This window comes from Nitrosospira briensis, from assembly GCF_900115125.1.
In the GTDB taxonomy this organism is placed as follows: domain Bacteria; phylum Pseudomonadota; class Gammaproteobacteria; order Burkholderiales; family Nitrosomonadaceae; genus Nitrosospira; species Nitrosospira briensis_A.
This window is the reverse complement of record NZ_FOVJ01000003.1, coordinates 273173-296161: the sequence shown is the minus strand read 5'-3', so window position 1 is coordinate 296161 and position 22989 is coordinate 273173. Positions and strand designations below refer to the sequence as shown.

Below are 22989 nucleotides of genomic sequence, written 5' to 3'. Positions count from 1 at the left end.
CAATGTGATCACTGCAAACCGGATTTTTCCAAGCCTAATGCCTTGTCATACGAGCCGGGTACGGTCTGGAAGCCTACGCTGACGCGATTCCAGGCGTTGATCGACATCACCAGGAATGTCAGGTCCGACAATTCCTTCTCGGACAACTGCGTCCGAACATGCTCGTAGACGTCATCTGGCACGCCCTCGGCGGGGAGTTTAGTAAGGATTTCAGTCCATGCCAGCGCAGCGCGCTCGCGCGGAATAAACAGTGCGGACTCGCGCCAGATGGCGATATGGTGCAGACGGAGAGGTCGTTCACCATGAATCGTCGCTTCCTTGACGTGCATGTCCACGCAGAATGCGCAGCCATTGATCTGCGACGCCCTGATATTCACCAGATCATGAATCGACTCCTCGATCGAGGAGTGCCTGAGGGCCATGCTGAACTCCATGAATTTCTTGAACAGTTCAGGGGATTGCTTCTGGTAGTCAATGCGCTGTGTCATGATGAATCCTCGATGGTTGACAAGGCCAATGAAGGTAACTGGATATCTGGTGGGGCGATCACCTGCCGTCCCATTCACCGGTGGCGCAATCATGAGATCAGCTATCCCAGCCACTTCCTACTCTATCTATAGCATAAAACTCCAGATTTTCCTTCTGACGGTATCTAAACTGAATGTCACGGCTTAGGCGTCTTGAGACCGTATTGAAACCCTATGCGAGCCGTCGGACGCTTCGTTTATTAAGGCTTGACCTTGGCTGAGCCCCATCGTCCACTTCAAGCTACTCCTTACAGGAGCTGCTTATCAAGACGTTGGCGACAGTGCTGATACAGGACATCCACGAGGCTGAGCAGCAGGTGTTTTTACGTTGCCTAAACGCCAGCGGAGGACGCCGCAGCCGCAGCGCCAACCTTCGCGCCCAAGTCCATGGCCGATCGCTGGAGCGTTTCGGATTCGTCCAGGCCATCGAGGAAGCGCGGGGGTATTCCCGATAGCCCGACCTGGGCCCCGACGAGCGCGCCGGTCAACATGGCGCGGGCTTGGTTTTCGCCGCCACCATTTATGGCATGGAGCACAGCGGATTCAAAGTCGTCGGGAAAGCGGGCAGAGAGATGGTAGGCTGCGGGAAGCTGGTGGTAAATGGCGCATGTCATGCCATAAACGATGGAGACTTTCCAGGCTGGCTCTATCCGGATATCCGGGTCCACCGCGGCTGCAGCCACATACGAGGGGGTAAGCAAAGCGTCCGGAGAGGCGAAATGCCCGCTTTTCCGTGGATAGTCCGCCTGCGGCGGCTGCAGGTCGGTATGCGTAATCGTATGGAAAGGAAGTTTTCCGGCCCTTGACAATCGCATAAGCTTGCCTGAAAGGCTCCTGTTGAGCTTGTGCCCCTGCACCAGGAGGCCCAACACCGCCCCGTACGCGACAGTCAGGGTAACCACAGTATCATCGATCTGCGTAAGCCGCGTATTGCTGGAGATGGCGGCTGCCAACTCCTCTGGCTGGAAAGCATAGCGAACCGCCAAAGCGAGGGTGCGCGCTATCCCTTCGGTGGTATCGGCCTGGCCTCCCGTTTGGCCCCAGGGCAGGTTCTGCTGGACACGCTTGCGCCAGGCATCCCGGATCGATTGCTGGGTATATCCGCCAGGGCCGTTTACGGGCATGCCGTTTAGCAGCGGAAAAATCTCCTGATCCATTCTCCGGCAGAAATCAGCCTCGTCATAGCCGCCGCGTGCGACGAGCGAGGCCAGCATAAGCCGGAGTAGGATGCCGTTCTGGGAGAGCTTGCCCGCCTTGAGATCGCTATGGTAGCGGCCCGGCTTGGGGTCGGTATAGGTCGTGATCCAGTCGCCGTAGTCGCGGCGGAGCACCGCCAGATCGTAGTACCAGTGGGGGCCAAGGCCTAAGGCATCCCCGATAAAAGCGCCCATGATGGAACCGGCGGCTCGATCCTGTATGGCGGCGTCGGACATGTTCTGATCCTCCTCTTGGTTAACCTGATTGTTTAAATCATAGATCTTTTCGGGGAATGGTAGGCCCTTGGGACACCCACCAGCCCGCAATAGCGGCTATCGAAAGACTACCGCTTACACCGGACATGAGCAATAGTTCTAAAACCTGAGTGGATATCTGCGCCGGTAGATTGTCATCGGCCTCACGGTCTTATGCGTTCTGCCTTGCAAGCAATGCAGTCATGGGACGATTTAAAGCACGACCGATCTCGGTCTGAACCGGCAATGTTTCCATTGTAATGGGAAAGCCAAATCAGGTCGCGCCAGGAAAATACATATCGCCCTACATCAGTGCGTTACCGTACGGATCGAGATACACCGCGTTTTATAATACTTGTGAATGGTTTATGTTGAGAAAGTGTGAATTAATGATGCGCAAAGATCCTGTCCTTAATTTTCTAGGAGATAAGCATGAGCTATGAACATAACACCCACGGTCTGGATAAAATTACCGAAGGCAAAGGGTCTGGACCCAGACTGATGGGTGCGACCTGGCCCATTGGAGAGAATGTCTACAATAATAAAGGCGAAAACCTCGGGGAAATCAAAGAAATAATGCTGGACGTGGAAAATGCCAAGGTTGCTTACGCAGTATTGTCCTTTGGCGGATTCCTCGGGATAGCAGACAAACTTTTCGCTGTGCCGTGGAACGCCTTGACGTTGAAGCTGGAAACTTTGGATACCCGTTTCATACTGGATGTAGAGAAAGAGCGTCTTGAATCAGCACCAGGGTTCGACAAAGACAATTGGCCGGATATGGCTAACGGCGGGCTTTATGCCAGCCAGATCCGCTCTTACTACGGGACAAAATAGACGGGCACAACCGTTTAAAGCGTAAGGTTCTACTGCGCTATGTTGCTGATCCAGGGGCGGCGCAACGTATTCCTACCCCCTTTGGCAGAACTGCCATTTAGCAACCCGCAGAGCGATGACAGAGTCACTCGCTTAGTCCGCGAGGCGCCGTTTGCAGAGATTCGAGCAAGCTCAGGGGCAACTGAAGAGTCATCGATGCTCCTGAGCGTTGAGATCGCTTAGTTAAATGGACTTCATGTCTCGAAATCCTGCTCCCGATTTCAGAAAAAACACCACAACTGTGCTAAGATTTGCAGAGTCACAACCGGACTAACAGAAAGGTTTGCCATGTCGCTCAATCTGGATTCAGAGACGATCATGATCAGGTGTCCTCATTGCTCGGCAATGTACGAGGAGCTCATCTCGCGACTTAAGTACGAGCCGAAGCTTTCCTGCCCTAGCTGCGAAAAGTATGTTGGCGTAAATCTTCTGGAACTGTATACCGCGCTTGACTCGGCCGAGAAGTCCTGTGAAGCGCTCTTCCAGAAGTTAGCTGGCGCGGCAGGGGGTCGCAGCCTGCCCGAGTAATAGTCCCGGGCACGTATTCGCCACGGACATATTCAGCTTGATTCTCGGAGGCGATGATGCCCGCATTGTTCAATCATCCCTAACCCCACCCAAATACATTCTTTACACTTCTTGCCACTGCCACAGGGCAGGGCGAGTGCCCGCGCCGCTTTATCATATAAATTCAATCCGCTCGTAAAGGGCGTCATGCAAGTCCGTATACCTATCCCGCTTGATTCGGCATATCACCCGCTTTGAATCCACTTCTAGCAGTGCAGCACCAAGCCCGGTTTAATTCTGCGTCACCTTAACATCGGCAGTCTCGTCGCCGGTGTTGCTCAGATTAAACTTGACTATAAAGCAAACGCTGCTATGAATAAATCTCTGAATCGATTGCTCTGAGATGATGAGGATAGCGAATGAGGATAATGCGCACCACTGCTTCCGAATGATAGGGCATTCAAGCGGTTACCGGGATTTTTACCAATTCAAACGAAAAGGAGGCGTTATCATGAAACAGTTGAAGATAATCGGGGTCTTCTCCGCCTTGGTGGGGTTATGTAGCGTGCTTGGCGCCGTTGAGATTATTCCAGTATCGCAGGCAGAAGCGGTAAAACCTTCCAAGACCATCAAAACCGAATATCAATATGCAGCCAAAGTCGCTTGTTCGCTGCTGGCACCGCACCAGGACGGAACGTTGGCACGCGGCACCTATCGCACGACCGTCAATATACATAATCCCACAAACAAAAAAATTACTGTCGCCGCCAAGGTGGCGCTTGCATCACAGTTTGGATCCGATCCCGGGCCCTTCGGCGTGACGCCATTCAAGGAAGCGGTTATCCAGCCGGACGGAGCGGTCGGCGTGAATTGCTTTGACATCGCAGGCTATTTTTGTCCGATCGACGGAGTTTGTGTGGACTTTGCCTTCCTGGAAGGCTTTCTGGTGGTGAAAAGCCCCGTACCTCTGGACGTTGTCGGTGTCTACACCGCGCGGCATACAGACGGGGAAGTGGAGTCCATAGACGTGGAAGCGGTAGAGCCGCGGCAAATCCGCGAGACTGTCAAGATTGGCGCGGAAGAACCCACTAAGCCGGGAGGCAAACGGGTCGACTACCCGCCCAAGGGAAGCTCCGCCTACGGGGATAAAGAACCCAGGCAAATGTGTGGCGGAATTGCCGGATTTCCCTGCCCCGAGGGCAAGAAGTGCGTGGATGATCCCTCGGATAATTGTGATCCGGCACGAGGCGGAGCCGACTGCATCGGCATCTGCGTGAAATAGGCTGCTGCACGAGGATGCCGAAGGAGTTATTTGTATAAAGCAAACCTCTTAGGTATTTCATGAGCCTCTCGCGTAACCCCCCATACCCTTTCCGCCTTTTCCAGGGCGGAAAGGGTACTGTTCGAATTCTGAACTGTAGAAGCCGCCATAATGGAAGAGGATAAATTGGTCTCTTTCGAATTTGCAGGGCGTTCGCGCGAACTGCCCCATTCAAGGCGAAAGAGCAAATCATCCAATCGGGCGTCTTCTTCCGGATCACCGCTCAATCCGAACATGTCTATTAAATTTGATTCTTTCATTATGTGCTTTCCTATCCGGTGCTGAAGTAATTAAAACGGCGCCAGTGAGCAAAAGGTTGACAAGCGTTTTCGCTTTCGCACCCGCGAAAAGCCACAACAAGCTGAGCTGGCGCGAATGCGGGCAAGTAACTAACTGCGCAGCTTGGCTAATTCTCTCATTTCGAAGCCGGGTAGCTCTGTGCGCTAGTCCACAGACGCGGCTCTTTAAATTTGTTGAGCCTGAAGCAAGATCAACGCTAACGAATGCGATGTAGAGGTTTTACCTGATCATTAGTTCCACCGATAATTTTCTACATGGATGGAAGATTTCCGGTCGAATTCGATACAGGCGCAAATTATCAGCTCTGCAAGCGCACCGTGCGTATTGCCGGCGAAAATCGCGAAACATCACACGGCTGATGGTTGTTGATGCAGGCGGGAAGGACGGATGAGAATTTTATTTCTAGATTTATGAGACGATCGGCAGGCCAAGCCTGGGGAATCACGGCTTCTTGCGCCATTCATCACCTTTTTTCTCATATTCCTTCTTTACTGCTGCCCAGGCTACCTTGTGCGCTGTTTCTTCGCGTGATGCATCCCCCCTTCGCTCATCCGGGTCCTTATATTCATCCCATGCGTTATTGAAGGCCGCCTGGTATATCTCCTGGGCATGCCTGGGCAATACATTTTTAACGTTTTCCGGAAGGTCTTTTAGCGTACCGTAGGGCATGAGTTTCTCCTGAACAGTTTTAACCGGACTATGTTGAATTGCAAAGGACGGAAAATTCAATATAGCAAACTTGCACAAAGAAGATCGAAGGTGCGTGAGACGAGGAGGCGAGAGGGGCTCCGCACGGTACACGATCTCCCTACCCTGGTTCGATTTAAACAGCCAATGGGTTCGAACCGGGGATCAATGGACGATGGATCATCATTTCCCGAAGCGCTCCTTATGATTATACTTACCTGTCCCGCATGGATAAGCCCCGGCTCCGGGCACTCAACCATAAGAAGGAAACATGATGCCGCAGCCACACTCTCCATCCGTCAGTGTAGTGATCCCGACTTATGAACAGGCGCCGTTCATCGGACGTGCGCTTGACAGCCTGCATGCACAAGTCCTGTCCGATTGGGAAGCGATCGTTATCGACGATGGTTCGCGGGATGCAACAACGGAAGTAGTGTCCACATACCTGAGCGACAAACGCATCCGATATTGCCAGTTGGCGGAAAATCAGGGGCTTGGCCATGCCCTGAACGAAGGCATTATCAAAGCGAAAGCGCGGCTTATCGCTTACTTGCCAAGCGATGACGTTTATTACCAGGATCATCTCGGCAGTTTGAAGGAACGCCTCGATACCGAGACGGAAGCAGTGTTGGCTTACTCTGGTGTACGCCACCATTACAATCGCGATGCGAGCGGGCAGATTGCGGGATTCCCATTGCAACTGGTGCAGTGCATGCATAAAAAAAATGCAATGCGCTGGGTGGAGCGGGCAGAACTGGAGTCGGATGACCTGGAGCGGCTCTACTGGACGCGGCTACGCCCTCTCGGCGGTTTTGTCGGCACCAGCAGCATCACTTGCGAGTGGGTCTCCCATCCGATGCAGCGGCACTTGATCATGCAGGAACCTGAAGGCGGGATAAACCGGTTTCGTTCGTATTACCGGGTCAAGGAACCAATACGCTTTCATACGTCTGTCGGCCATTCGATTGATGAAGCGAACCACTATCGAAGGATGCGGGAGCGGCCTGATACGCCTCGAGCCGACGATGGACTGAAAATACTCCTGGTCGGTGAACTCGCCTATAACGCCGACCGCGTGCTCGCGCTGGAAGAGCAGGGACATAAACTGTATGGCTTGTGGATGCAGAATCCGACCTGGTTCAATACCGTGGGACCCGTACCTTTCGGGCATGTCGAGGATCTGCCGCGAGACAGCTGGCGCGAAGCGATAAAGCAGATCCAGCCGGATGTTATCTACGCGCTGCTGAACTGGCAGGCAGTGCCGTTTGCGCATGAGGTATTAAGGGCGACGCCCGGCATTCCATTCGTCTGGCATTTCAAGGAGGGGCCGTTCATTTGTCTGGAAAAGGGAATGTGGCAGCAATTGATCGACCTGCACCAGTATTCGGATGGACAGATCTTCTCGAGCCCGGAAATGCGGGACTGGTTCGATACTGTCGTCCCCGGCCTGTCCCGGAACAAACCAACGCATGTGCTGGATGGGGATTTGCCCAAGCGCGACTGGTTTGACCGGCCGCGTACGCCGCTGCGTTCCGCAGTTGATGGTGAAATTCACACAGTGTCGCCGGGCCGACCTATCGGCCTCCACCCGCATCATGTGGCGGAGCTTGCCAACCACGGCATTCACCTGCATTTTTACGGGGAGATAACGCATGGACTGTGGCTCCAATGGATTGAAAAAATCCAGGCAATGGCACCTGGATACCTGCACTTGCATCCCAACGTAGACCAAAGCCGCTGGACCGAGGAGTTCTCCCAATATGATGCAGGCTGGCTGCACCTCTTCGACAGCGGCAATGGAGGCGAAATACGGAGAGTAAACTGGGATGACCTGAACTACCCGGCCCGGTTAAGCACGCTTGCCGCAGCCGGCCTGCCAATGCTGCAGAAGGGGAACGACGGGGCGCTCGTCGCTACGCTAACATTGTCGAAGCAGCTTGGCACCGGAATATTTTTTGATACCATGGATGAGCTTGCCGTCCAGCTACGGGATCGCGAGCAAATGCAAACCGTACGCGAGCGGGTATGGCAGCAGCGGCACCTATTCACATTCGACCACCACGTGCCGGAACTGGTCAGCTTCTTCCGCGGCGTGATCGCGTCCGCATCCGGGAAATCTGGGCGAGCAACAAGTTCTGTTGTGGGATCACCTCGCTTGCAAAACCAAAAACTGGCGTGAAAGCACGGAATACTATGAGCACATGATGCGCCCGTATTTCTGGCGATCTTCACTTGCGTCATGTGGGACTACACGGACGACTTTCTATATTGGCATTAGTAAGCACAAGACCTCAATACTGTCCATCCGGCGAGGAAGTTTGACCGGGATTATGGAACGAAACATACAGAGGGAGAAGTAGGCCTCGTTTCAGAGTTACCTCAGGATTTCTCACGAGATCGTGCATCTGCAATCCGGAAGAGATGTTTTGCCATAAGAATAATCTCGATTGCTTCAGCTGGATCATTCAGATCCACGTCGCGACGGGAATGCAGCCGATAATCGTAGCCTCCAACAGCCCCCACAATGAAAGGGGCTTTAGCTCCAATATTTCCTCCGCCAATACCCTTAAAGTCTAATAGGCCCACTTTTGGCTTTCCTAATCCAATAGCAATCAATATGTCTCTAGCCTCCCACCGTGGAACGTCCAGGCCAGCTGTCGGCACTAAGAAAGCGTAGGCAATGGCGAGATTTTTTACACAGCGGAAACACCCCCCCTTAAGTTCTAACATAAGGAGATGAAAGCGAAGATATTGTTAAAACAGGCACGACTTTTGCTTAAAAGACGAGAATTAACTCATACGCGGAGGATTTATGATTTAACCCTTCATAAATCTCGGCGCGAGGCCGTTACAAGCTTATCGCACAATCGACCCGATGGCTTCAGCAGAACTGGTGGGACATAAGAACGTAAACCAATTAGTTACATACTACAAACTAACCGCAACAGAGATTGCAGAAAAACCGTGAGGAAAAATGAAAATAACAGAGGGATGGGAATTAGCCCAAGGCGTTGCCGGTTACAGGCTTTTATACAGTGATGGGTCAACTGTCTTCATTGACAGATCGCCAAATAGCTTTGAGCTTCAGGAATGCATGATCGAACCAGTCATGATGGCGACACCGCCAGCGCAGGAGGATGAACCGCTTGAAGAATTGACTTGCTGCGATGGGTGCAGAAGACGCGTAGTTCCTGAAGTTCCCTACCAAACGCAACCGCTCCGCAACAAAACTAAGGAAAGCGGCGGTGGAAGTAACGAAGCGGTATTACCTGGGGCAGTCGTCGGGAATTGAATGTAACCTCAATGTCCTCATCGAACGATTGAATGATGCGCTGGAGGGAAAATGAACGAGTTTAATTTTCAGGTTGGTGACAAAGTACAGAAATGTACCGGCGACTAACGCCAGGAGGGAAATAAAAATAATTCCTCAGGTCTGGCGGAAGGTAGGGGTAGCGCTAAGGTATCTCCTCCTAGGCGCAAGATACGAAAGTAATGATAGTTAGTAACGGAAGCGTGACACTCAAGGTAAGATAAGAAGAGAGTAGAGACGAAGATTGGGCTAAACTTCCCCACTAGTGTCCCACAGAGACGGAACTAGTCTATCGTTACGAGATAAGCCTTTGATTCTTGGTAGCGAATCCCAGATTCGAACTGGGGACCAACGGATTATGATTCCGCTGCTCTAACCACTGAGCTAATTCGCCACTGTATTTGGAGGGTTTGCAATTATGCCCTTACAGGGCAACTCTGTCAAGGTTTACAAGGGCTTGCGAATATTATCTATATGATCTTGAACAAGAAAAAGGAGGCGTTGTCTCACTCCGGAAATCCGATCAGCACAAAACGCGCAGGGCCGATGACGGGTTAACCTCGCCCCATCGTATTCAAAGCAACTGTATAATGCCTTGATGAAATTCGATCTGGTTATTGTCGGTGGCGGGCTGGTCGGCGGGAGCCTCGCGCTTGCTCTCAAGGGCAGCGGTCTCAAAATCGCTTTGGTGGAGTCTCGCTCGCCGCTTCCGCTTCCTTCCGATGACACCTGGGACAGCAGAATTTATGCCATTAGTCCCGGCAGTGCGGCTTTCCTGCAAAATCTGGGCGTATGGCAAGCCCTGAAGGACGATCGAATAACCCCCGTTTATAACATGGCTGTGTTTGGCGACGACACTGCCGCACGTCTTGATTTCAGCGCCTACGATATCGGTTGCGCCGAGCTGGCTTTTATCGTGGAAAACCGCCAGCTTCAGACCGCAGTTTGGAACGCCCTCAAGCGTCAAAAAAAGCATGTAACGATTTTCTGTCCCGCACAATGCACTTCAGCGGTATGGAGCGAATCTCACGCGGAATTGCGCCTGGACGATGGAAATGCGCTGCAAACCGCACTGATCGTTGGCGCCGATGGCCTGAACTCGTGGGTACGGTCGCAGGCAAATATCGAAGTGGCGCGCCACTCTTATCAACAGATGGGCGTAGTAGCCAATTTCCAAACCGGGCGGGCTCATAATAATGTCGCCTACCAATGGTTCCGGCGAGATGGCGTGCTGGCGCTGCTGCCATTGCCCGGAAAACTCGTATCCATGGTCTGGTCCGCCAAGGAAGAGCACGCCCACGCGTTGCTCGGTTTATCCGAAGCCGAGCTATGCCGACAGGTCAGCCAGGCTTCCTATCATACATTGGGGGAAATGCAGCTTGTGACTCGGCCCGCCGCTTTTCCTCTGAACTTCGTGCACGTGAAGAAGCTCGTGCAGCCCCGTCTTGCGCTCATCGGCGATGCCGCTCATGGCATCCACCCGCTCGCGGGACAAGGGGTAAATCTGGGTTTGCGCGATGCGCACAAGCTGGCTTCCATTATCCAGGAGCGCGGCTTGCAAGCGGATTGTGGCGATTACCTGCTGCTGCGCCGCTATGAGCGGGCGCGCAAGGAAGATATTCTAGCCCTGGAACTCGTTACCGACGGTTTGCAGAAGTTGTTCGACAACACGAATCCAACCCTTGTTCGCCTGCGTAACTTAGGGATGGGAATTACCAACCGCCTGCCTCTCATAAAGGACCGGTTGATGCAGCACTCGTTGAGCTGAAGAGAGCTGAGGCGGATTATAAACTTGAATTTGCAAAGTGTAAGTGATAACAAGTGAGAGGCGGCAGATAACAGTCATGCGCCGTAAAACCTTACTTCAACCGGAGCAACACGACTATGCGTTTAAATCTCGTCATCCCTTCTTTGCTATTGTACTTTTTTTTTGGCGCGGCCCATGCTGATGAGGCATCGTTAAGAAAAGCGCTCGAGGTAAGTTTTCCGGGAGAGAAAATCGAAAGCGTGAAGAAAACTCCCTATCTCGGGCTATATGAAGTCGTGGTGGGCGGGGAGTTATTTTATACAGACGAAAAAGTATCCTACCTTTTTTTAGGCCATGTGGTTGATCCGCAAACGAAGGAAAGCCTTACCAGCGAACGCTTGCAACAAGTGAAGGATGCACGCCGCATCGATACCGCGTCCCTACCGCTGGAACATGCAATCAAGGCAGTCAGAGGCAACGGAAAGCGCAAGCTGGTAGTTTTTTCGGATCCAAATTGCCCTTTTTGCAAGCGGCTGGAAAAGGAATTGACCAATGTTAGCGATGTAACGGTTTATACCTTGCTTTACCCTGTGCTTCGAGGATCGCTCCCGACGGCTACGGCGATCTGGTGCTCTCCCAACCGCCTCAAGGCCTGGGAGGACTTCATGCTCAGGAACATTGCCCCACCTGGAAAAACCTGTGAAACACCGATGGATACGCTCATTGAGGTGGGTCAGAAGAACGGTATAAGCGGTACCCCGACGCTGATTTTTCCCGATGGCTCGATAGCGCCCGGCATGATTCCTGCCGCAACCATCGAAAAGAGACTGAGCGCGGCATCGGTGAAATGACTGCGGGGGAGATGCGAGACCAGGACTCCCGCTGCTAACTTGCCGCTTTACCGGTTCTGCGCGTCCCGCGCCGAACCTTGCGGCACGTATGCGGCAGGCATCAACACCCACATCTTGCCCGTCTGCCTCATCTTCCCTGCCTGGTCCGCTGCTTCCCGGCCAAAACCCCAGAAAAAATCGGCGCGAACATTGCCTTTGATGGCTCCGCCGGTGTCCTGCGCCACCATTAGCCGATGAAGCTGCCTGTCGGTATTGGGCCAGGTGGTGGCAAGAAAAACCGGCGCACCCGGGGGTACGGTACGAGGATCAACAGCAAGGCTTCTGCCTGCGGTCAGCGGCACTCCCAGCGAGCCCAACGGTCCTGGCAGGGCGGCTGGCAACTCGCGGAAAAAGACAAAACTCGAATTCTGACGCAGCAACTCCCCCAGTTTGTGCGGATTCCTCTGACCCCACGCCTTGATTCCCTGCATGGATGCTTTTTCCAGAGGTAATTCGCCGCGTTCCACCAGCAGCCTTCCGACGGATTTATAAGGATGGCCGTTTTGTTCCGAGTAACCTACCCGCACGATTTCACCATTCTCGAGTTCTACCCGCCCCGAACCCTGGATCTGCAGGAAAAACAGTTCGACCTCATCGTCCACCCACAGGAGTTCCTTGCCCTGTAGCCGCGAGGGATTACCGGCTATGTCAGACCGGCTGTAATATGGTACGACCTTGCGGCCTTCAAGCCGGCCTCTCAGCCGCATGTTTTTGAGTTCCGGATAAACCTCGCTTAAATCAATCACGAGAAGTTCATCGGGGGTCGTGTATAACGGAAAGCGGTAGCGCCTGGATTGCTTGCGGCTGCCCTTCAGCAAGGGTTCGTAATAGCCAGTGATAAGACCGTCGCCGCTACCATCGGAATTCAGCACCTGGTGTGGAACAAAACGGCTCTGGAAGAATTTTCGCAGGGTGACGCTGTCCTGCCCGCGCATGGTGTCAGCCTGGGTACAGGTTTCCTGCCAAAGCTGCCGGTTTTTCAAAACAGCGCAACTGCGGAGAAACGCGTCCAGCGCGGGTAAAATATCGTCGTCCGACCAGCCCGTCAGGGTGTTCCAATCGGTTGGCCTGAGGGGGGGTACGGAAAGAGCCGCGACCGGTGAACCGGCAGGCTCGGTCCCCTTTTCGGTAGCGATGCGTGGAGTAGGCGTTGTCGTGCCACATGCATTGAGCAATAATAAGGCGGTAACAGCGAGCAGGCCTAATTGGTCTTTCATCAGGTTATGGGTTAAAGTCGTATAATTGCAAATATACAACATGATTGATCCTATGTGGGTATTACTCCTGGAAGCGGCCGTCGCCCTGTCGTTATTTCTTCTCATCATCTGGTGGACAGCGAAGCCGCGCAAAAAAGATGACGAGAACGATGGAAATGACGGAAAAAAAGACTAAAGGCGTTCGCGAATGACAATTTGATTTCATTATCTCCGCTATTGAATGCATTCTCGCAAGCCGGCAGGAATAGCGGTAGAGGTTTGGGCGGTTCTGTGGGCGTTCCTGCTCCTTCCATCAATAAAATACAGTGCGATCCCGCGGGTTATTTGGCAGAATACTCGTCTTGGAAAGATGGGTTTTCGTACAAGGGGCATTAACAATGAAGTATCAAAGTTTTCAGGAATTCTGCGCGTACATAGGAGAGCGTAATCCAGGTCAGCCGGAATATCTGCAGGCGGCGGCTGAAGTCATGGAAAGCCTCTGGCCTTTTATCACGGAACACCCCCGCTATGCCGAGCACGGCATTCTGGATCGTCTGATAGAGCCGGAGCGAATAATCATATTCCGGGTATCCTGGGTAGACGATAAAGGGGAAGTGAACGTCAACCGCGGGTATCGCATTCAGCACAGCTCTTCCATCGGGCCTTACAAGGGCGGCACTCGTTTTCATCCGACGGTAAATCTTTCCATCCTTAAATTTCTGGCGTTCGAGCAAACTTTCAAGAATGCCCTCACTACCCTGCCTATGGGTGGCGGAAAAGGTGGCGCGGATTTCGACCCTAAAGGCAAGAGCCAGGGAGAGGTGATGCGTTTCTGTCAGGCCTATATGAGTGAACTGTTCCGCCATATCGGTTCTGACATAGACGTACCGGCGGGTGACATCGGCGTTGGCGGGCGGGAAGTGGGGTTCATGGCGGGTATGATGAAAAAGCTGTCCAACCGCTCTGATTGTGTATTTACGGGCAAGGGCCTGAGCTTCGGCGGATCACTGATTCGTCCGGAAGCTACCGGTTACGGCACGGTGTATTTTGCCGAGGAAATGCTCAAGCAATCTGGCCGGTCGCTCGATGGCTTGCGAGTTTCTGTCTCGGGCTCGGGGAATGTCGCGCAATATGCGGTGGAAAAGGCGATGGCGCTCGGCGCCAAAGTCATCACCTTGTCGGACTCCGACGGTACCATAGTTGACGAAGCCGGCTTCACCATCGAAAAACTGGCGGAGTTGATGGAGGTAAAAAACAGCCAGAAGGCGCGCATCGGCAGATACGCCGAACGGATAAAGTGCAATTTTATTCCTGAGAGGCGACCATGGCACGTGCCGGTCGATGTCGCTCTGCCATGCGCCGTCCAGAACGAGCTGAACGACGAGGATGCGGAGACCTTGATCAAAAACGGGGTGATCTGCGTTGCTGAGGGCGCCAATATGCCTTCCACCGCAGAGGCGGTGAAGCGCTTCGAACGGAGCGGCGTTCTTTTCGCGCCGGGTAAAGCAAGCAATGCGGGCGGGGTGGCCACCTCCGGTCTGGAAATGAGCCAGAACGCCATGCGTCTCTCCTGGCCGCGGGAAGAGGTAGACGCAAGGTTGCTCGAGATCATGAAGGCTATCCATGAATCCTGTTTACGATACGGCCGGCGGAAAGACGGTAGCGTAAGCTATGTCAACGGCGCCAATGTAGCTGGTTTTGTAAAAGTGGCTGACGCGATGATCGGACAGGGAGTGATCTGAAGAGAAAGTCTCCGCTTCCATCCGGCTCACTGGACTCGAAGAGATCAACCGATCCAGACCGTTTTGATGTTAACAAACTCCCGGATGCCGTGGTACGAAAGCTCCCTGCCAAATCCGGAAGCCTTCGTGCCGCCAAACGGTAAACGGGGGTCAGACCTGACCATGCCATTGATAAAACAGGAACCAGCCTGAATTTGCCCTGCTATTTTTTCTGCTCGATCCAGATCGCGGCTCCAGATGCTGGAACCAAGGCCAAAACGCGTATCGTTGGCAATGCGAATTGCCTCTTCCTCATCTCGAGCGCGGATGATGGCAGCTACGGGACCGAATAATTCCTCATGATATGCCCTGGTTTTCGCTGTTACCCTATCAAGCGCAGAGGGCGGGTAGAAAGCGCCTGCCCCACGGACGGGTTCGCAGCCAAGGACCGGTTGGGCGCCTTGCGCAATCGAGTCTGCTACCTGCTGATGCAAATCCTCCCGCAAATCTAGCCGCGCCATTGGGCCGATCTGAGTAGTTTCATCCATCGGGTCGCCCATCTTCAGTTCTGCTGCTTTCTTTATAAACAGGGCGACAAACTCATCGGCGATTTCCGCTACCGGGATAATACGCTTTGCCGCTATGCAGGACTGTCCGCAGTTTTGAAACCGCGATCGCACTGCGAAGCTTGCGGCGAGTTCCAGATCGGCGTCCTTCAACACGACGAACGCATCCGATCCCCCCAGTTCCATAACGCATTTCTTCAAATGCTGTCCGGCATGGGAAGCTACTTCGCGTCCCGCCGGCTCTGACCCGGTCAGGGTAACGGCCTGGATGTAGTGGCTTGCGATAACGTCGGCCACGTCAGACGCTTCAATCATGAGCGTAGTAAAGAGATGGGGAGGAAATTCCGCGTCGCGGAACAATTGCTCCAGCGCCAGCGCGCACCCCGGCACACTGGATGCATGTTTCAGAACACAGCCGTTGCCCGCCATCAGCGCAGGAGCGGCAAAGCGCATCACCTGAAAGAACGGAAAATTCCACGGCATCACGCCCAGCACGACGCCGAGCGGTTCGTAGCAGACATAGCTTTTGCCCGCGCCGGTCTGAACCACTTCCGCTCCCATGAAATGCTCGGCATGCACCGCGTAATAATCACAGACAAGGGCGCATTTTTTTATCTCCGCGTGGCCCTCGCGCACGGGTTTACCCATTTCAGCGGCCATCAATGCGGCGTATTCGCTGATCCGCTCATGCAGCAGCTTGGCGACGCAATTCATCCGCTCCACGCGTTCCGCGAAGGTCGTTCGCGCCCAGTTTCGCTGCGCGTTGTAAGCTTGCTCCAGCGCCTCTGCGAGATGATTGCTATCCCAACTGGTATAAGTTTTCAGTGTTTTTCTGGTAGCGGGGTTCAGACTGATATACGGCATGATGTGCTATTCTTCAAAAAGAAGTGTCAAACTCGACGGACGGCAAAAGCAGCCCGAATACAGCGCCGAATCCATTCGATTTTCCATCTCAATTACTTTATATATAGCAGCTTATGAGAATTTTGTTGGCGGGCCTGTTTTTTGCGATTTATGCGGGAACCCTGGCGGCGAGCCAGGATGACGACTTCATGGCCATGAGGCAAGCGTTCCAGGCGGGAGATGCCTTGCGTATGGCGATATTTTCGCAGCGTCTGCGAGGGCATGTGCTTGAACCGTATGTAAGCTATTATCAGTTGCGCCCGCAGCTTGAAAATACAACGGTGAGCACCCAAACGATCGAGGAGTTTTTCAACCGTTATCCGGACAGCCCTTTGAGTGACCGCCTGAAAGCCGAATGGCTGAAGACTTTGGGCAAGGCGCAGGAATGGGAATCATTTGCCAAGGGGTACCCGGATCTGATGAATAAGGATACCGAGCTTATCTGCTATTCCTTTCAACAGCGCCTGGCGGCCAACGATAGCAGTGCGTTCACTGAAGCACGCCCGCTCTGGTTCAACGCACGCGACCTGCCGGAAAGCTGCACCCCCTTATTCGATGCGATGGTTACGGCTGAAGCCTTGACGGAGGAAGACATATGGGCGCGCCTGCGCCTGGCACTCGAAGCTGGCAACGTGGGCGTAGCTAAACGCATCAATGAATACCTGCCGGAGAATCAGGCGCTCGATGAACGCAAGCTCGCTTCCGCGGCCGAGAATCCCCTGCGCTACCTGGAAAGGCACCGGCACGAGATCAAGACTCGCGGTGATCGGGAAATCGCGCTTTTCGCCGTACTGCGCCTGGTGCGCAGCAGCCCGGATCAAGCCTACGCGTATTGGCCGAGGATAAACAAGCAATTCAGCGAAGCAGAGCATTCCTATTTCCTGTTGCAACTGGCGGATCAGGCGGCACGCAGGCTCAATCCCTCTGCATTGAACTGGTTTATGGAGGCGGCTAGCACCACTGCGCCAGTGCCCCTGTCGGATGCGCAACTGGGGTGGAAAACACGCGCTGCACTGCGCGCGGGAGACTGGGACCTGGTGCTGGAAACCATCGAAGCCATGTCTACCCCCGAACAGCAGGCGGGAGTATGGCGTTATTGGAAAGCGCGCGCCTTGAAAGCCAGAGGCAAGACAACGGAAGCCAACGTCATCCTCGCGCCCTTGAGCGCGGAGCATAATTTTTACGGCCAACTGGCGGAAGAGGATCTGGGCGTAACGATCGGCGCTCCAGCGGAATCCTATAAACCCACGAAGAAGGAAATTGCCGCAATCGAACGATTGCCAGGAATCAAAAGGGCGCTCGCCTTGTATCGGCTGAACCTCAGAACAGAGGCCACACGGGAATGGGTATGGGCAATTCGCGATCTGGACGACCGGCGGCTGCTGGCCGCCGCTGAGGTTGCCCGGCGCAATGGAATCTACGACCGCGCCATCAATACAGCGGAAAAAACGGTACAGGATCATGATTTCAGCCTGCGTTTCCTCGCGCCTCATCGCGACGCGCTGCGTAATATCGTGAAACAGCAGGAGCTTGACGAAGCCTGGGTATACGGACTTATCCGCCAGGAAAGCCGTTTCATAAGCGATGCCAGATCCAGCGCCGGCGCAATGGGCCTGATGCAATTGATGCCGGGTACAGCAAAATGGGTATCGAAAAGAATGGGGGTTCGAAAATATCGTCCAGCCCTTGTGACCGAGGTAAATACCAATCTGACATTGGGCACCTACTACCTCAAGCATGTTCTGACGCTATCCGGCAATCAGCCGCTGCTGGCTTCCGCTGCATATAACGCAGGCCCCGGCCGGATATTTCAATGGCGTGACGAGAAGCAACCGCTGGAAGGCGCGATTTTTGCAGAAACCATCCCATTCAATGAAACGCGCGACTACGTGAAAAAAGTCATGAGCAACTCGATGTATTATGCGAAGAGCTTCGGTCATCAGTTAACCTCCTTGAAGAACCGGCTTGGCATAGTGGCATCCAGATCGGGGGTGGAAAAACTTTCGCAGGAGGAAGTGGCGCCATGAAAATCGATAATGTCTGCGTTTTCGGCGGCAGCGGGTTTGTCGGGGGGCATCTATTGAATCTCCTGACCGATCAGGAAATTTATCTGCGTGTTCCCACCCGCAACTATGAACGCTCCAAGGAGCTCCTGGTTATTCCCACGGTGGATCTGGTGGAGGCGAATACATACGACGATGCGGAACTTGACAGGCTGCTTGCTGGCATGGATGCAGTCATCAATCTCGTCGGTGTTCTTCATGGTGATTTCGAGACGCCTCATGTGGAATTACCGCGCAAAATCGTGGCAGCGTGTAAACGAAACGGAATTACGCGCTTATTGCACATGAGTGCCCTGAATGCGGATACCAGTCAGCGGAGCGGCTATCTTCGTTCGAAGGCGGAAGGCGAAAGCGTCGTGATGACATCAGGCTTGGCGGTAACCGTTTTCAGGCCATCCGTGATATTCGGTTCGGGAGACTCATCGATTAATTTATTTGCCAGACTGGGGAAATTGCCGGTATTGCCCCTCGCATGTCCCGAAGCCAAATTCCAGCCGATTTTTGTTGAAAACGTGGTGCAGGCATTTACGCTGAGCCTGAATGACCCGAATACTTTCGGCCGGAGTTACGATCTGTGCGGTCCGAAATGCTACAGTCTGCGGCAGCTTGTGGAATATGCGGCACACGTCACAGGAAATGATCCGGCTATCATTGGCCTCGGCGACGGCCTTTCCCATCTTGAAGCGGCAGTAATGGAGATACTGCCGGGAAAACTCATGACGCTTGATAATTACTATTCGATGAAAGTGGACAACGTGTGTGATTGCGAAAAGTACAATGCCCTTGCGGAAGCCTGGGGTATTCGTCCTACCGCACTGGAAGAAGCCGCACCCTTGTATCTGGCGCACCAGACTCCACGCGAACGTTACGATCACCTTCGGCACTGGGCGGGAAGATGACGTTTCTGAAACCCGGAGGCAAATCAGCCATGAAGACCTATCTGGTTGGCGGCTCCGTACGCGACGAGATACTCGGCCTGCCGGTAACAGACCATGATTACGTCGTCGTCGGGTCGTCGCCTGACGAGATGATAAGGCTTGGCTATCGCCCGGTAGGAAAAGATTTTCCGGTTTTCCTTCATCCTCAAAGCCAGGAACAATACGCGCTGGCCCGGACCGAGCGCAAGATCTCGCGCGGATACAAAGGCTTTGAAGTTTATGCATCCCCTGAAGTTACGCTGCAGGAGGATCTGGCGCGGCGAGATCTTACCATCAATGCCCTTGCCAAGGATCAGGACGGCAATATCATCGATCCGTTTGACGGCATAGCCGACCTTGAAGCCGGCGTACTACGCCATATAAGTCCGGCATTCACTGAAGATCCGGTACGGGTGCTGCGAACATCCCGTTTTGCCGCACGCTTCGGCTTTCACATCGCTCCGGAAACGCTTGCACTGATGAGCGAGATGGTACACAACGGTGAAGTGGACGCATTGGTGCCGGAGCGGGTCTGGCAGGAGTTTGCGCGTGGATTGATGGAACAGCGTCCTTCGCGAATGTTTTATGCGCTGCGCGAGTGCAGCGCGCTCACGCGCATCATGCCCGAAGTGGATGCCTTGTTCGGTGTACCCCAGCCGCCGCAGCACCATCCGGAAATCGACACCGGCGTGCACGTGATGATGGTAATCGATTACGCCGCATCCAAAAATTATTCCCTCGCGGTGCGGTTTGCCGCACTTACCCACGACCTCGGCAAAGGCACGACCCCGCCAGAAGAGTGGCCTCGTCATATCGGTCATGAAGCACGCAGCGTGAAACTGGTACAGAACTTATGTGAGCGCATCAAAGTCCCTAACGACGTCCGCGATCTGGCGTTGCTGGTCGCACGCTACCATGGAGACGTGCATCGCGCGGCGGAGCTGCGGGCTGCCACCATTGCCAACATGCTTCAGGGTGTGGATGCCTATCGCAAGCCGGAACGCTTCGAAGAATTTCTGCAAGCCTGCTCGTGCGACTTTCACGGCCGGCCGGGCTATGCCGAAAAGCCTTATCCCCAAGCTGAGCGATTACGCGAAGCGGCAAATGCCGCCAGAAGCGTGGATGCAGGCGCAATCGCAGCGGAGTTGTCCGGCGCGATTTCCGACCCCGCCCGCTTGCCAGTTGCAATCAACACCAGAGTAAGCGAAGCGCGCATCGCCGAAATCAGAAACCGCCTGGCTCAAGCAAATTCTTGAGAAGCTCGCTTCTGCCGCCTTGCAAGACACCGTGGCAAGCCTGGCCGTCAGGTATGGCAGTGCCCTGTGACACCGCGCTTTTCCAGGTAGCGTTGATGATATTCCTCGGCCGGATAAAATTCGGCAGCTGGAGAGATTTCGGTCACGATGGGCTCGCGCCATCGACCGCTTTGCTCTAATTTTTCCCTGGATGCCTTCGCCGCGGCCTCCTGCTCGGGCGTGTAGAAGAATATTGCCGAGCGGTACTGCGTACCTACGTCCGGCCCCTGCCGGTTGCGCGTAGTAGGATTGTGGCAGTCCCAGAACACGTGGAGCAAGGTATCGTAGTCAACCTGCGAGGGATCATATTTCACTTGCACCACTTCCGCATGGCCGGTTTTACCTGTGCACACGTCGTGATAGCCTGGGTTTTTGAAATGTCCGCCCGAATATCCCGATATTACCTCGCTCACGCCCTTGACGTTCCGAAACGCAGCTTCAACGCCCCAGAAACAGCCTGCTCCAAAAATCGCTTTTTCCGTCATTGTCGTCACCCCTTGAGGTTGTCCGGTTTGAAAATTATAACTGTATACCTATCGGTACCCAAGTTGGTATATAGGTCGGTACATAGGTGAGCCGCAGCAGAAAATAATGCGTTAACTGTTCTTCGTGTACCGGCTATCGCGGTTTGCGCGGCGCATGGGCGAACAGCCGATCATAAAGAAAGTTGGGGAGTAATTTCAATACTGGCGCAACGACTGCCATTTGCCAGGGAATCACGGCGAACAACGTCTTGCTCTCGACAACGTGCACAATTTTTTTTGCAACGTCTTCCGCTGGCAGGAGGAAGGGCATACGGAAAGGATTATTCTCCGTCATGGGCGTAACGATATAGCCGGGACAAACGGTGACGACGGATACGCCGCTACCGTGCATTTCGACACGCAGGCTTTCCAGATAGCTGATAGCGGCGGCTTTGGAAGCCGAGTAGGCGCCACTGCCGGGCAGGCCGCGATAACCCGCGACACTGGCGATACCGACCAGGCTGCCCTGCCCGGCTTTCTGCATGGCAGCAGTGAACGGCTGAAAGAGATTGATCATGCCGACGACGTTAGTCGCGAGGATGTCCTCGAAAACTACAGTATCTTCGGCGTATTCGGTAAGCGTTCCACGGCTGATGCCGGCATTGGCGATGACGATATCGGGACAGCCATGGCGGCACATGAAATCCTGCGCAGCCGTACGGATAGCCGGCGCATCGCGAACATCGGCTTCGTAGACAGACACATCGGAAGATAATTCCGCCGCAAGGACTTGCAATAAATCCCCGCGTCTTGCAATCAGCCCAAGTGTGGCGCCCATATCGGCATAGTGTTGCGCCAATGCCCTGCCCAGTCCGCTGGACGCGCCGCTGATGATGACTTTCAACGCTTGGAAATTCGCGCTATTTCCTTATCTGCTCCTTGCGCACTTTCTCGACCAACTCCTCCAGCGTTCTAATGGTATCTTCAGGTGTGCTCCCCATTCTTCCGCTGGTCATGTATCTCCCATCCACCACTACGGCCGGCACGCCCGTAAGGCCGTAATCCTTCGACATGCGGGTTGACCGCGACACCTGATTCTGAACGGAGAAGGAATTGTAGGCGTCGATGAATTTCTGCCGGTCTATTCCCTGCTTTGCCACCCAGTCGAACAATACCTCGTCCTTGGAGAGATCAGTCTTGTCGCGATGGATGGCGTCGTAAACCTTGTCATGCAGCTTGTCTTTTTCTCCAAGCGCTTCCAGCGCGTAAAACGTTTTTGCGCCGGGAACCCAGTTTGCACGAAAGATGGCCGGAACATACCGGAAGCTTACGTCTTTCGGCATGCGCTTCAACCAGGCCTTGATTCGCGGATGCAGTTCGTAGCAGTGGGGGCAGCCATACCAGAAGAACTCTATGACTTCTATGTTTTTCCCGCTGTCGGTTGGCTGAGGATGGGGCAGAACGGTGTAATCACTCCCTTCCGCAATCTCGGTCCGGGCGGCGGAGATACCGCTTGCACTTATGCCAACCAGTAAAAGTACCGCTGCAAGCAAACGCAATGAATTCATATTTTTTCTCCTGGAGATAGACTATATATTTGTTCGCGCTGACTACCGCGGTATAAAACGTCCTCTTACTGTGCTCCTTCATGTGACTTGATGAGGCTGCTCTGCACGCCGTTTTGTTGCAGTGATGCACGGACCCGGTCACTATCGCTGACGCTGGCAAAAGGTCCCACGCGTACTCTGTGCCAAATACCTTTTTCCGGCAAATCGGCCGCTTGAACCGATGCTTCCACCCCGAGCATCGCCAGTTTCGCTTTCAAATTGTCGGCATCGTCGGCTTTCTGGAAAGATCCTGCCTGAAGAAAATACTTATCCTGAGAGGAAGACGGCTGAGCGGCTTGCTTGAGTTGGCGCTCCGGCACCGCCTCCTCGGCCTCCGGCAGTATCTTGTAGAATTCAAAACGCGGCTTGGCGTCCGCGGCGGCAGCCGGTTTGGCTTCGACACCATGGCCCAGGAGTTCTTTTTCAATCGGGTTTGCAGCGTTTTTTGCTGCCAGACTATCGGCGGGCTTGTCTTGGGAAATAAACGGACTCGGTGCCTGGTTGATATACATCCACGTACCGATGGCGCTGAGCAGGCCTAGCGCGTAGCCGATAAACAGCCCCAGGAGGAGGACGTTTCCGTTTTTGCCAGGAAATGAGGAGTTAGGGTGGGTTTTATAATCTCGGCTCATGGAAAACCTGTC

At 54.0% G+C, this 22989-nt stretch carries 23 protein-coding genes and 1 tRNA gene; 12 read left to right on the top strand and 12 right to left on the bottom strand.

From position 1 onward, the window contains the following. Positions 1 to 8: 8 nt before the first annotated feature. Both BMZ14_RS09370 and BMZ14_RS09365 read right to left on the bottom strand, forming a co-directional pair. Positions 9 to 488, bottom strand: a complete 480-nt coding sequence (locus BMZ14_RS09370; protein ID WP_074797074.1) for a carboxymuconolactone decarboxylase family protein — start codon at positions 486 to 488, stop codon at positions 9 to 11. A 371-nt stretch (positions 489 to 859) separates the two neighbouring features. Further along, positions 860 to 1960 carry an ADP-ribosylglycohydrolase family protein gene (locus BMZ14_RS09365; RefSeq protein ID WP_074796987.1) on the bottom strand — a complete coding sequence of 367 codons (1101 nt, stop codon included), beginning with the start codon at positions 1958 to 1960 and terminating at the stop codon, positions 860 to 862. 450 nt (positions 1961 to 2410) lie between these two features. On the opposite strand from BMZ14_RS09365, the gene BMZ14_RS09360 reads away from it, so the two are divergent. From BMZ14_RS09360 to BMZ14_RS09350, 3 genes are all read left to right on the top strand, one after another. Continuing rightward, positions 2411 to 2812, top strand: coding sequence for a PRC-barrel domain-containing protein (locus tag BMZ14_RS09360; protein WP_074796986.1), 402 nt, complete (start codon positions 2411 to 2413; stop codon positions 2810 to 2812). 357 nt (positions 2813 to 3169) lie between these two features. Further along, the gene (locus BMZ14_RS15295; protein ID WP_218145007.1) at positions 3170 to 3379 is read left to right on the top strand and encodes a hypothetical protein; all 210 of its coding nucleotides are present in this window, start codon (positions 3170 to 3172) and stop codon (positions 3377 to 3379) included. A gap of 490 nt (positions 3380 to 3869) precedes the next feature. Beyond that, positions 3870 to 4640, top strand: a complete 771-nt coding sequence (locus BMZ14_RS09350; RefSeq protein ID WP_074797073.1) for a Kazal-type serine protease inhibitor domain protein — start codon at positions 3870 to 3872, stop codon at positions 4638 to 4640. A gap of 26 nt (positions 4641 to 4666) precedes the next feature. On the opposite strand, the gene BMZ14_RS09345 is transcribed toward BMZ14_RS09350, so the two are convergent. Together BMZ14_RS09345 and chaB are read right to left on the bottom strand one after the other, a co-directional pair. Then, complete coding sequence (locus BMZ14_RS09345; RefSeq protein WP_074796984.1) at positions 4667 to 4939, bottom strand: hypothetical protein; 273 nt, start codon at positions 4937 to 4939, stop codon at positions 4667 to 4669. A gap of 481 nt (positions 4940 to 5420) precedes the next feature. After that, entirely contained in the window at positions 5421 to 5648 is a 228-nt protein-coding gene (gene chaB / locus BMZ14_RS09340) for a putative cation transport regulator ChaB (RefSeq protein ID WP_074796983.1), read from the bottom strand. A gap of 289 nt (positions 5649 to 5937) precedes the next feature. On the opposite strand from chaB, the gene BMZ14_RS09335 reads away from it, so the two are divergent. Then, positions 5938 to 7845 carry a glycosyltransferase family 2 protein gene (locus tag BMZ14_RS09335; RefSeq protein ID WP_256208532.1) on the top strand — a complete coding sequence of 636 codons (1908 nt, stop codon included), beginning with the start codon at positions 5938 to 5940 and terminating at the stop codon, positions 7843 to 7845. Positions 7846 to 8045: 200 nt separating this feature from the next. Here the strand turns inward: BMZ14_RS09335 and BMZ14_RS09330 are convergent, their stop codons facing one another. Next, entirely contained in the window at positions 8046 to 8396 is a 351-nt protein-coding gene (locus BMZ14_RS09330; protein ID WP_074796981.1) for a hypothetical protein, read from the bottom strand. A 364-nt stretch (positions 8397 to 8760) separates the two neighbouring features. Here BMZ14_RS09330 and BMZ14_RS15290 point away from each other — a divergent pair, with 364 nt between their 5' ends. Further along, the gene (locus BMZ14_RS15290; protein ID WP_218145006.1) at positions 8761 to 8958 is read left to right on the top strand and encodes a hypothetical protein; all 198 of its coding nucleotides are present in this window, start codon (positions 8761 to 8763) and stop codon (positions 8956 to 8958) included. A 336-nt stretch (positions 8959 to 9294) separates the two neighbouring features. Here BMZ14_RS15290 and BMZ14_RS09320 read toward each other — a convergent pair. Continuing rightward, a tRNA-Met gene (locus BMZ14_RS09320) sits at positions 9295 to 9370 on the bottom strand. 204 nt (positions 9371 to 9574) lie between these two features. Here BMZ14_RS09320 and BMZ14_RS09315 point away from each other — a divergent pair. Both BMZ14_RS09315 and BMZ14_RS09310 read left to right on the top strand, forming a co-directional pair. Then, positions 9575 to 10744, top strand: coding sequence for a UbiH/UbiF family hydroxylase (locus tag BMZ14_RS09315; protein ID WP_074796979.1), 1170 nt, complete (start codon positions 9575 to 9577; stop codon positions 10742 to 10744). Positions 10745 to 10860: 116 nt separating this feature from the next. Beyond that, a complete protein-coding gene (locus tag BMZ14_RS09310) occupies positions 10861 to 11574 on the top strand; it encodes a DsbC family protein (protein ID WP_074796978.1) in 714 nt (237 codons plus the stop codon). A 47-nt stretch (positions 11575 to 11621) separates the two neighbouring features. On the opposite strand, the gene mltA is transcribed toward BMZ14_RS09310, so the two are convergent. Further along, complete coding sequence (gene mltA, locus BMZ14_RS09305) at positions 11622 to 12830, bottom strand: murein transglycosylase A (protein WP_074797072.1); 1209 nt, start codon at positions 12828 to 12830, stop codon at positions 11622 to 11624. A gap of 40 nt (positions 12831 to 12870) precedes the next feature. Between mltA and BMZ14_RS15470 the strand changes: the two genes are divergently transcribed. Continuing rightward, positions 12871 to 13005, top strand: a complete 135-nt coding sequence (locus BMZ14_RS15470) for a hypothetical protein (protein WP_256208531.1) — start codon at positions 12871 to 12873, stop codon at positions 13003 to 13005. A gap of 202 nt (positions 13006 to 13207) precedes the next feature. After that, entirely contained in the window at positions 13208 to 14551 is a 1344-nt protein-coding gene (gene gdhA / locus BMZ14_RS09300) for an NADP-specific glutamate dehydrogenase (RefSeq protein ID WP_074796977.1), read from the top strand. Positions 14552 to 14595: 44 nt separating this feature from the next. Here gdhA and BMZ14_RS09295 read toward each other — a convergent pair whose 3' ends face one another. Next, complete coding sequence (locus BMZ14_RS09295; RefSeq protein ID WP_074796976.1) at positions 14596 to 15960, bottom strand: NAD-dependent succinate-semialdehyde dehydrogenase; 1365 nt, start codon at positions 15958 to 15960, stop codon at positions 14596 to 14598. A 113-nt stretch (positions 15961 to 16073) separates the two neighbouring features. Between BMZ14_RS09295 and BMZ14_RS09290 the strand changes: the two genes are divergently transcribed. From BMZ14_RS09290 to BMZ14_RS09280, 3 genes are read left to right on the top strand one after another with little or no spacing between them, the layout of a single operon-like run. Continuing rightward, positions 16074 to 18026: a transglycosylase SLT domain-containing protein gene (locus BMZ14_RS09290; RefSeq protein WP_074796974.1), complete on the top strand. Its 1953-nt coding sequence runs from the start codon at positions 16074 to 16076 to the stop codon at positions 18024 to 18026. Further along, positions 18023 to 18961: a complex I NDUFA9 subunit family protein gene (locus BMZ14_RS09285; protein ID WP_074796972.1), complete on the top strand. Its 939-nt coding sequence runs from the start codon at positions 18023 to 18025 to the stop codon at positions 18959 to 18961. Before BMZ14_RS09290 ends, BMZ14_RS09285 begins: the two co-directional genes overlap by 4 nt. Positions 18962 to 18990: 29 nt before the next feature. Beyond that, the gene (locus BMZ14_RS09280; RefSeq protein WP_074797071.1) at positions 18991 to 20235 is read left to right on the top strand and encodes a multifunctional CCA addition/repair protein; all 1245 of its coding nucleotides are present in this window, start codon (positions 18991 to 18993) and stop codon (positions 20233 to 20235) included. A 47-nt stretch (positions 20236 to 20282) separates the two neighbouring features. On the opposite strand, the gene msrA is transcribed toward BMZ14_RS09280, so the two are convergent. From msrA to BMZ14_RS09260, 4 genes are all read right to left on the bottom strand, one after another. Then, complete coding sequence (msrA, locus tag BMZ14_RS09275; RefSeq protein WP_074796970.1) at positions 20283 to 20759, bottom strand: peptide-methionine (S)-S-oxide reductase MsrA; 477 nt, start codon at positions 20757 to 20759, stop codon at positions 20283 to 20285. A 133-nt stretch (positions 20760 to 20892) separates the two neighbouring features. Continuing rightward, positions 20893 to 21642: an SDR family oxidoreductase gene (locus BMZ14_RS09270; RefSeq protein ID WP_083396733.1), complete on the bottom strand. Its 750-nt coding sequence runs from the start codon at positions 21640 to 21642 to the stop codon at positions 20893 to 20895. Between the two features lie 16 nt (positions 21643 to 21658). Next, positions 21659 to 22306, bottom strand: a complete 648-nt coding sequence (locus BMZ14_RS09265; RefSeq protein ID WP_074796969.1) for a thiol:disulfide interchange protein DsbA/DsbL — start codon at positions 22304 to 22306, stop codon at positions 21659 to 21661. Between the two features lie 65 nt (positions 22307 to 22371). Further along, positions 22372 to 22977 (bottom strand): SPOR domain-containing protein, encoded by a 606-nt coding sequence (locus BMZ14_RS09260; RefSeq protein ID WP_074797069.1) that lies wholly within the window; start codon positions 22975 to 22977, stop codon positions 22372 to 22374. Positions 22978 to 22989 lie beyond the last annotated feature (12 nt).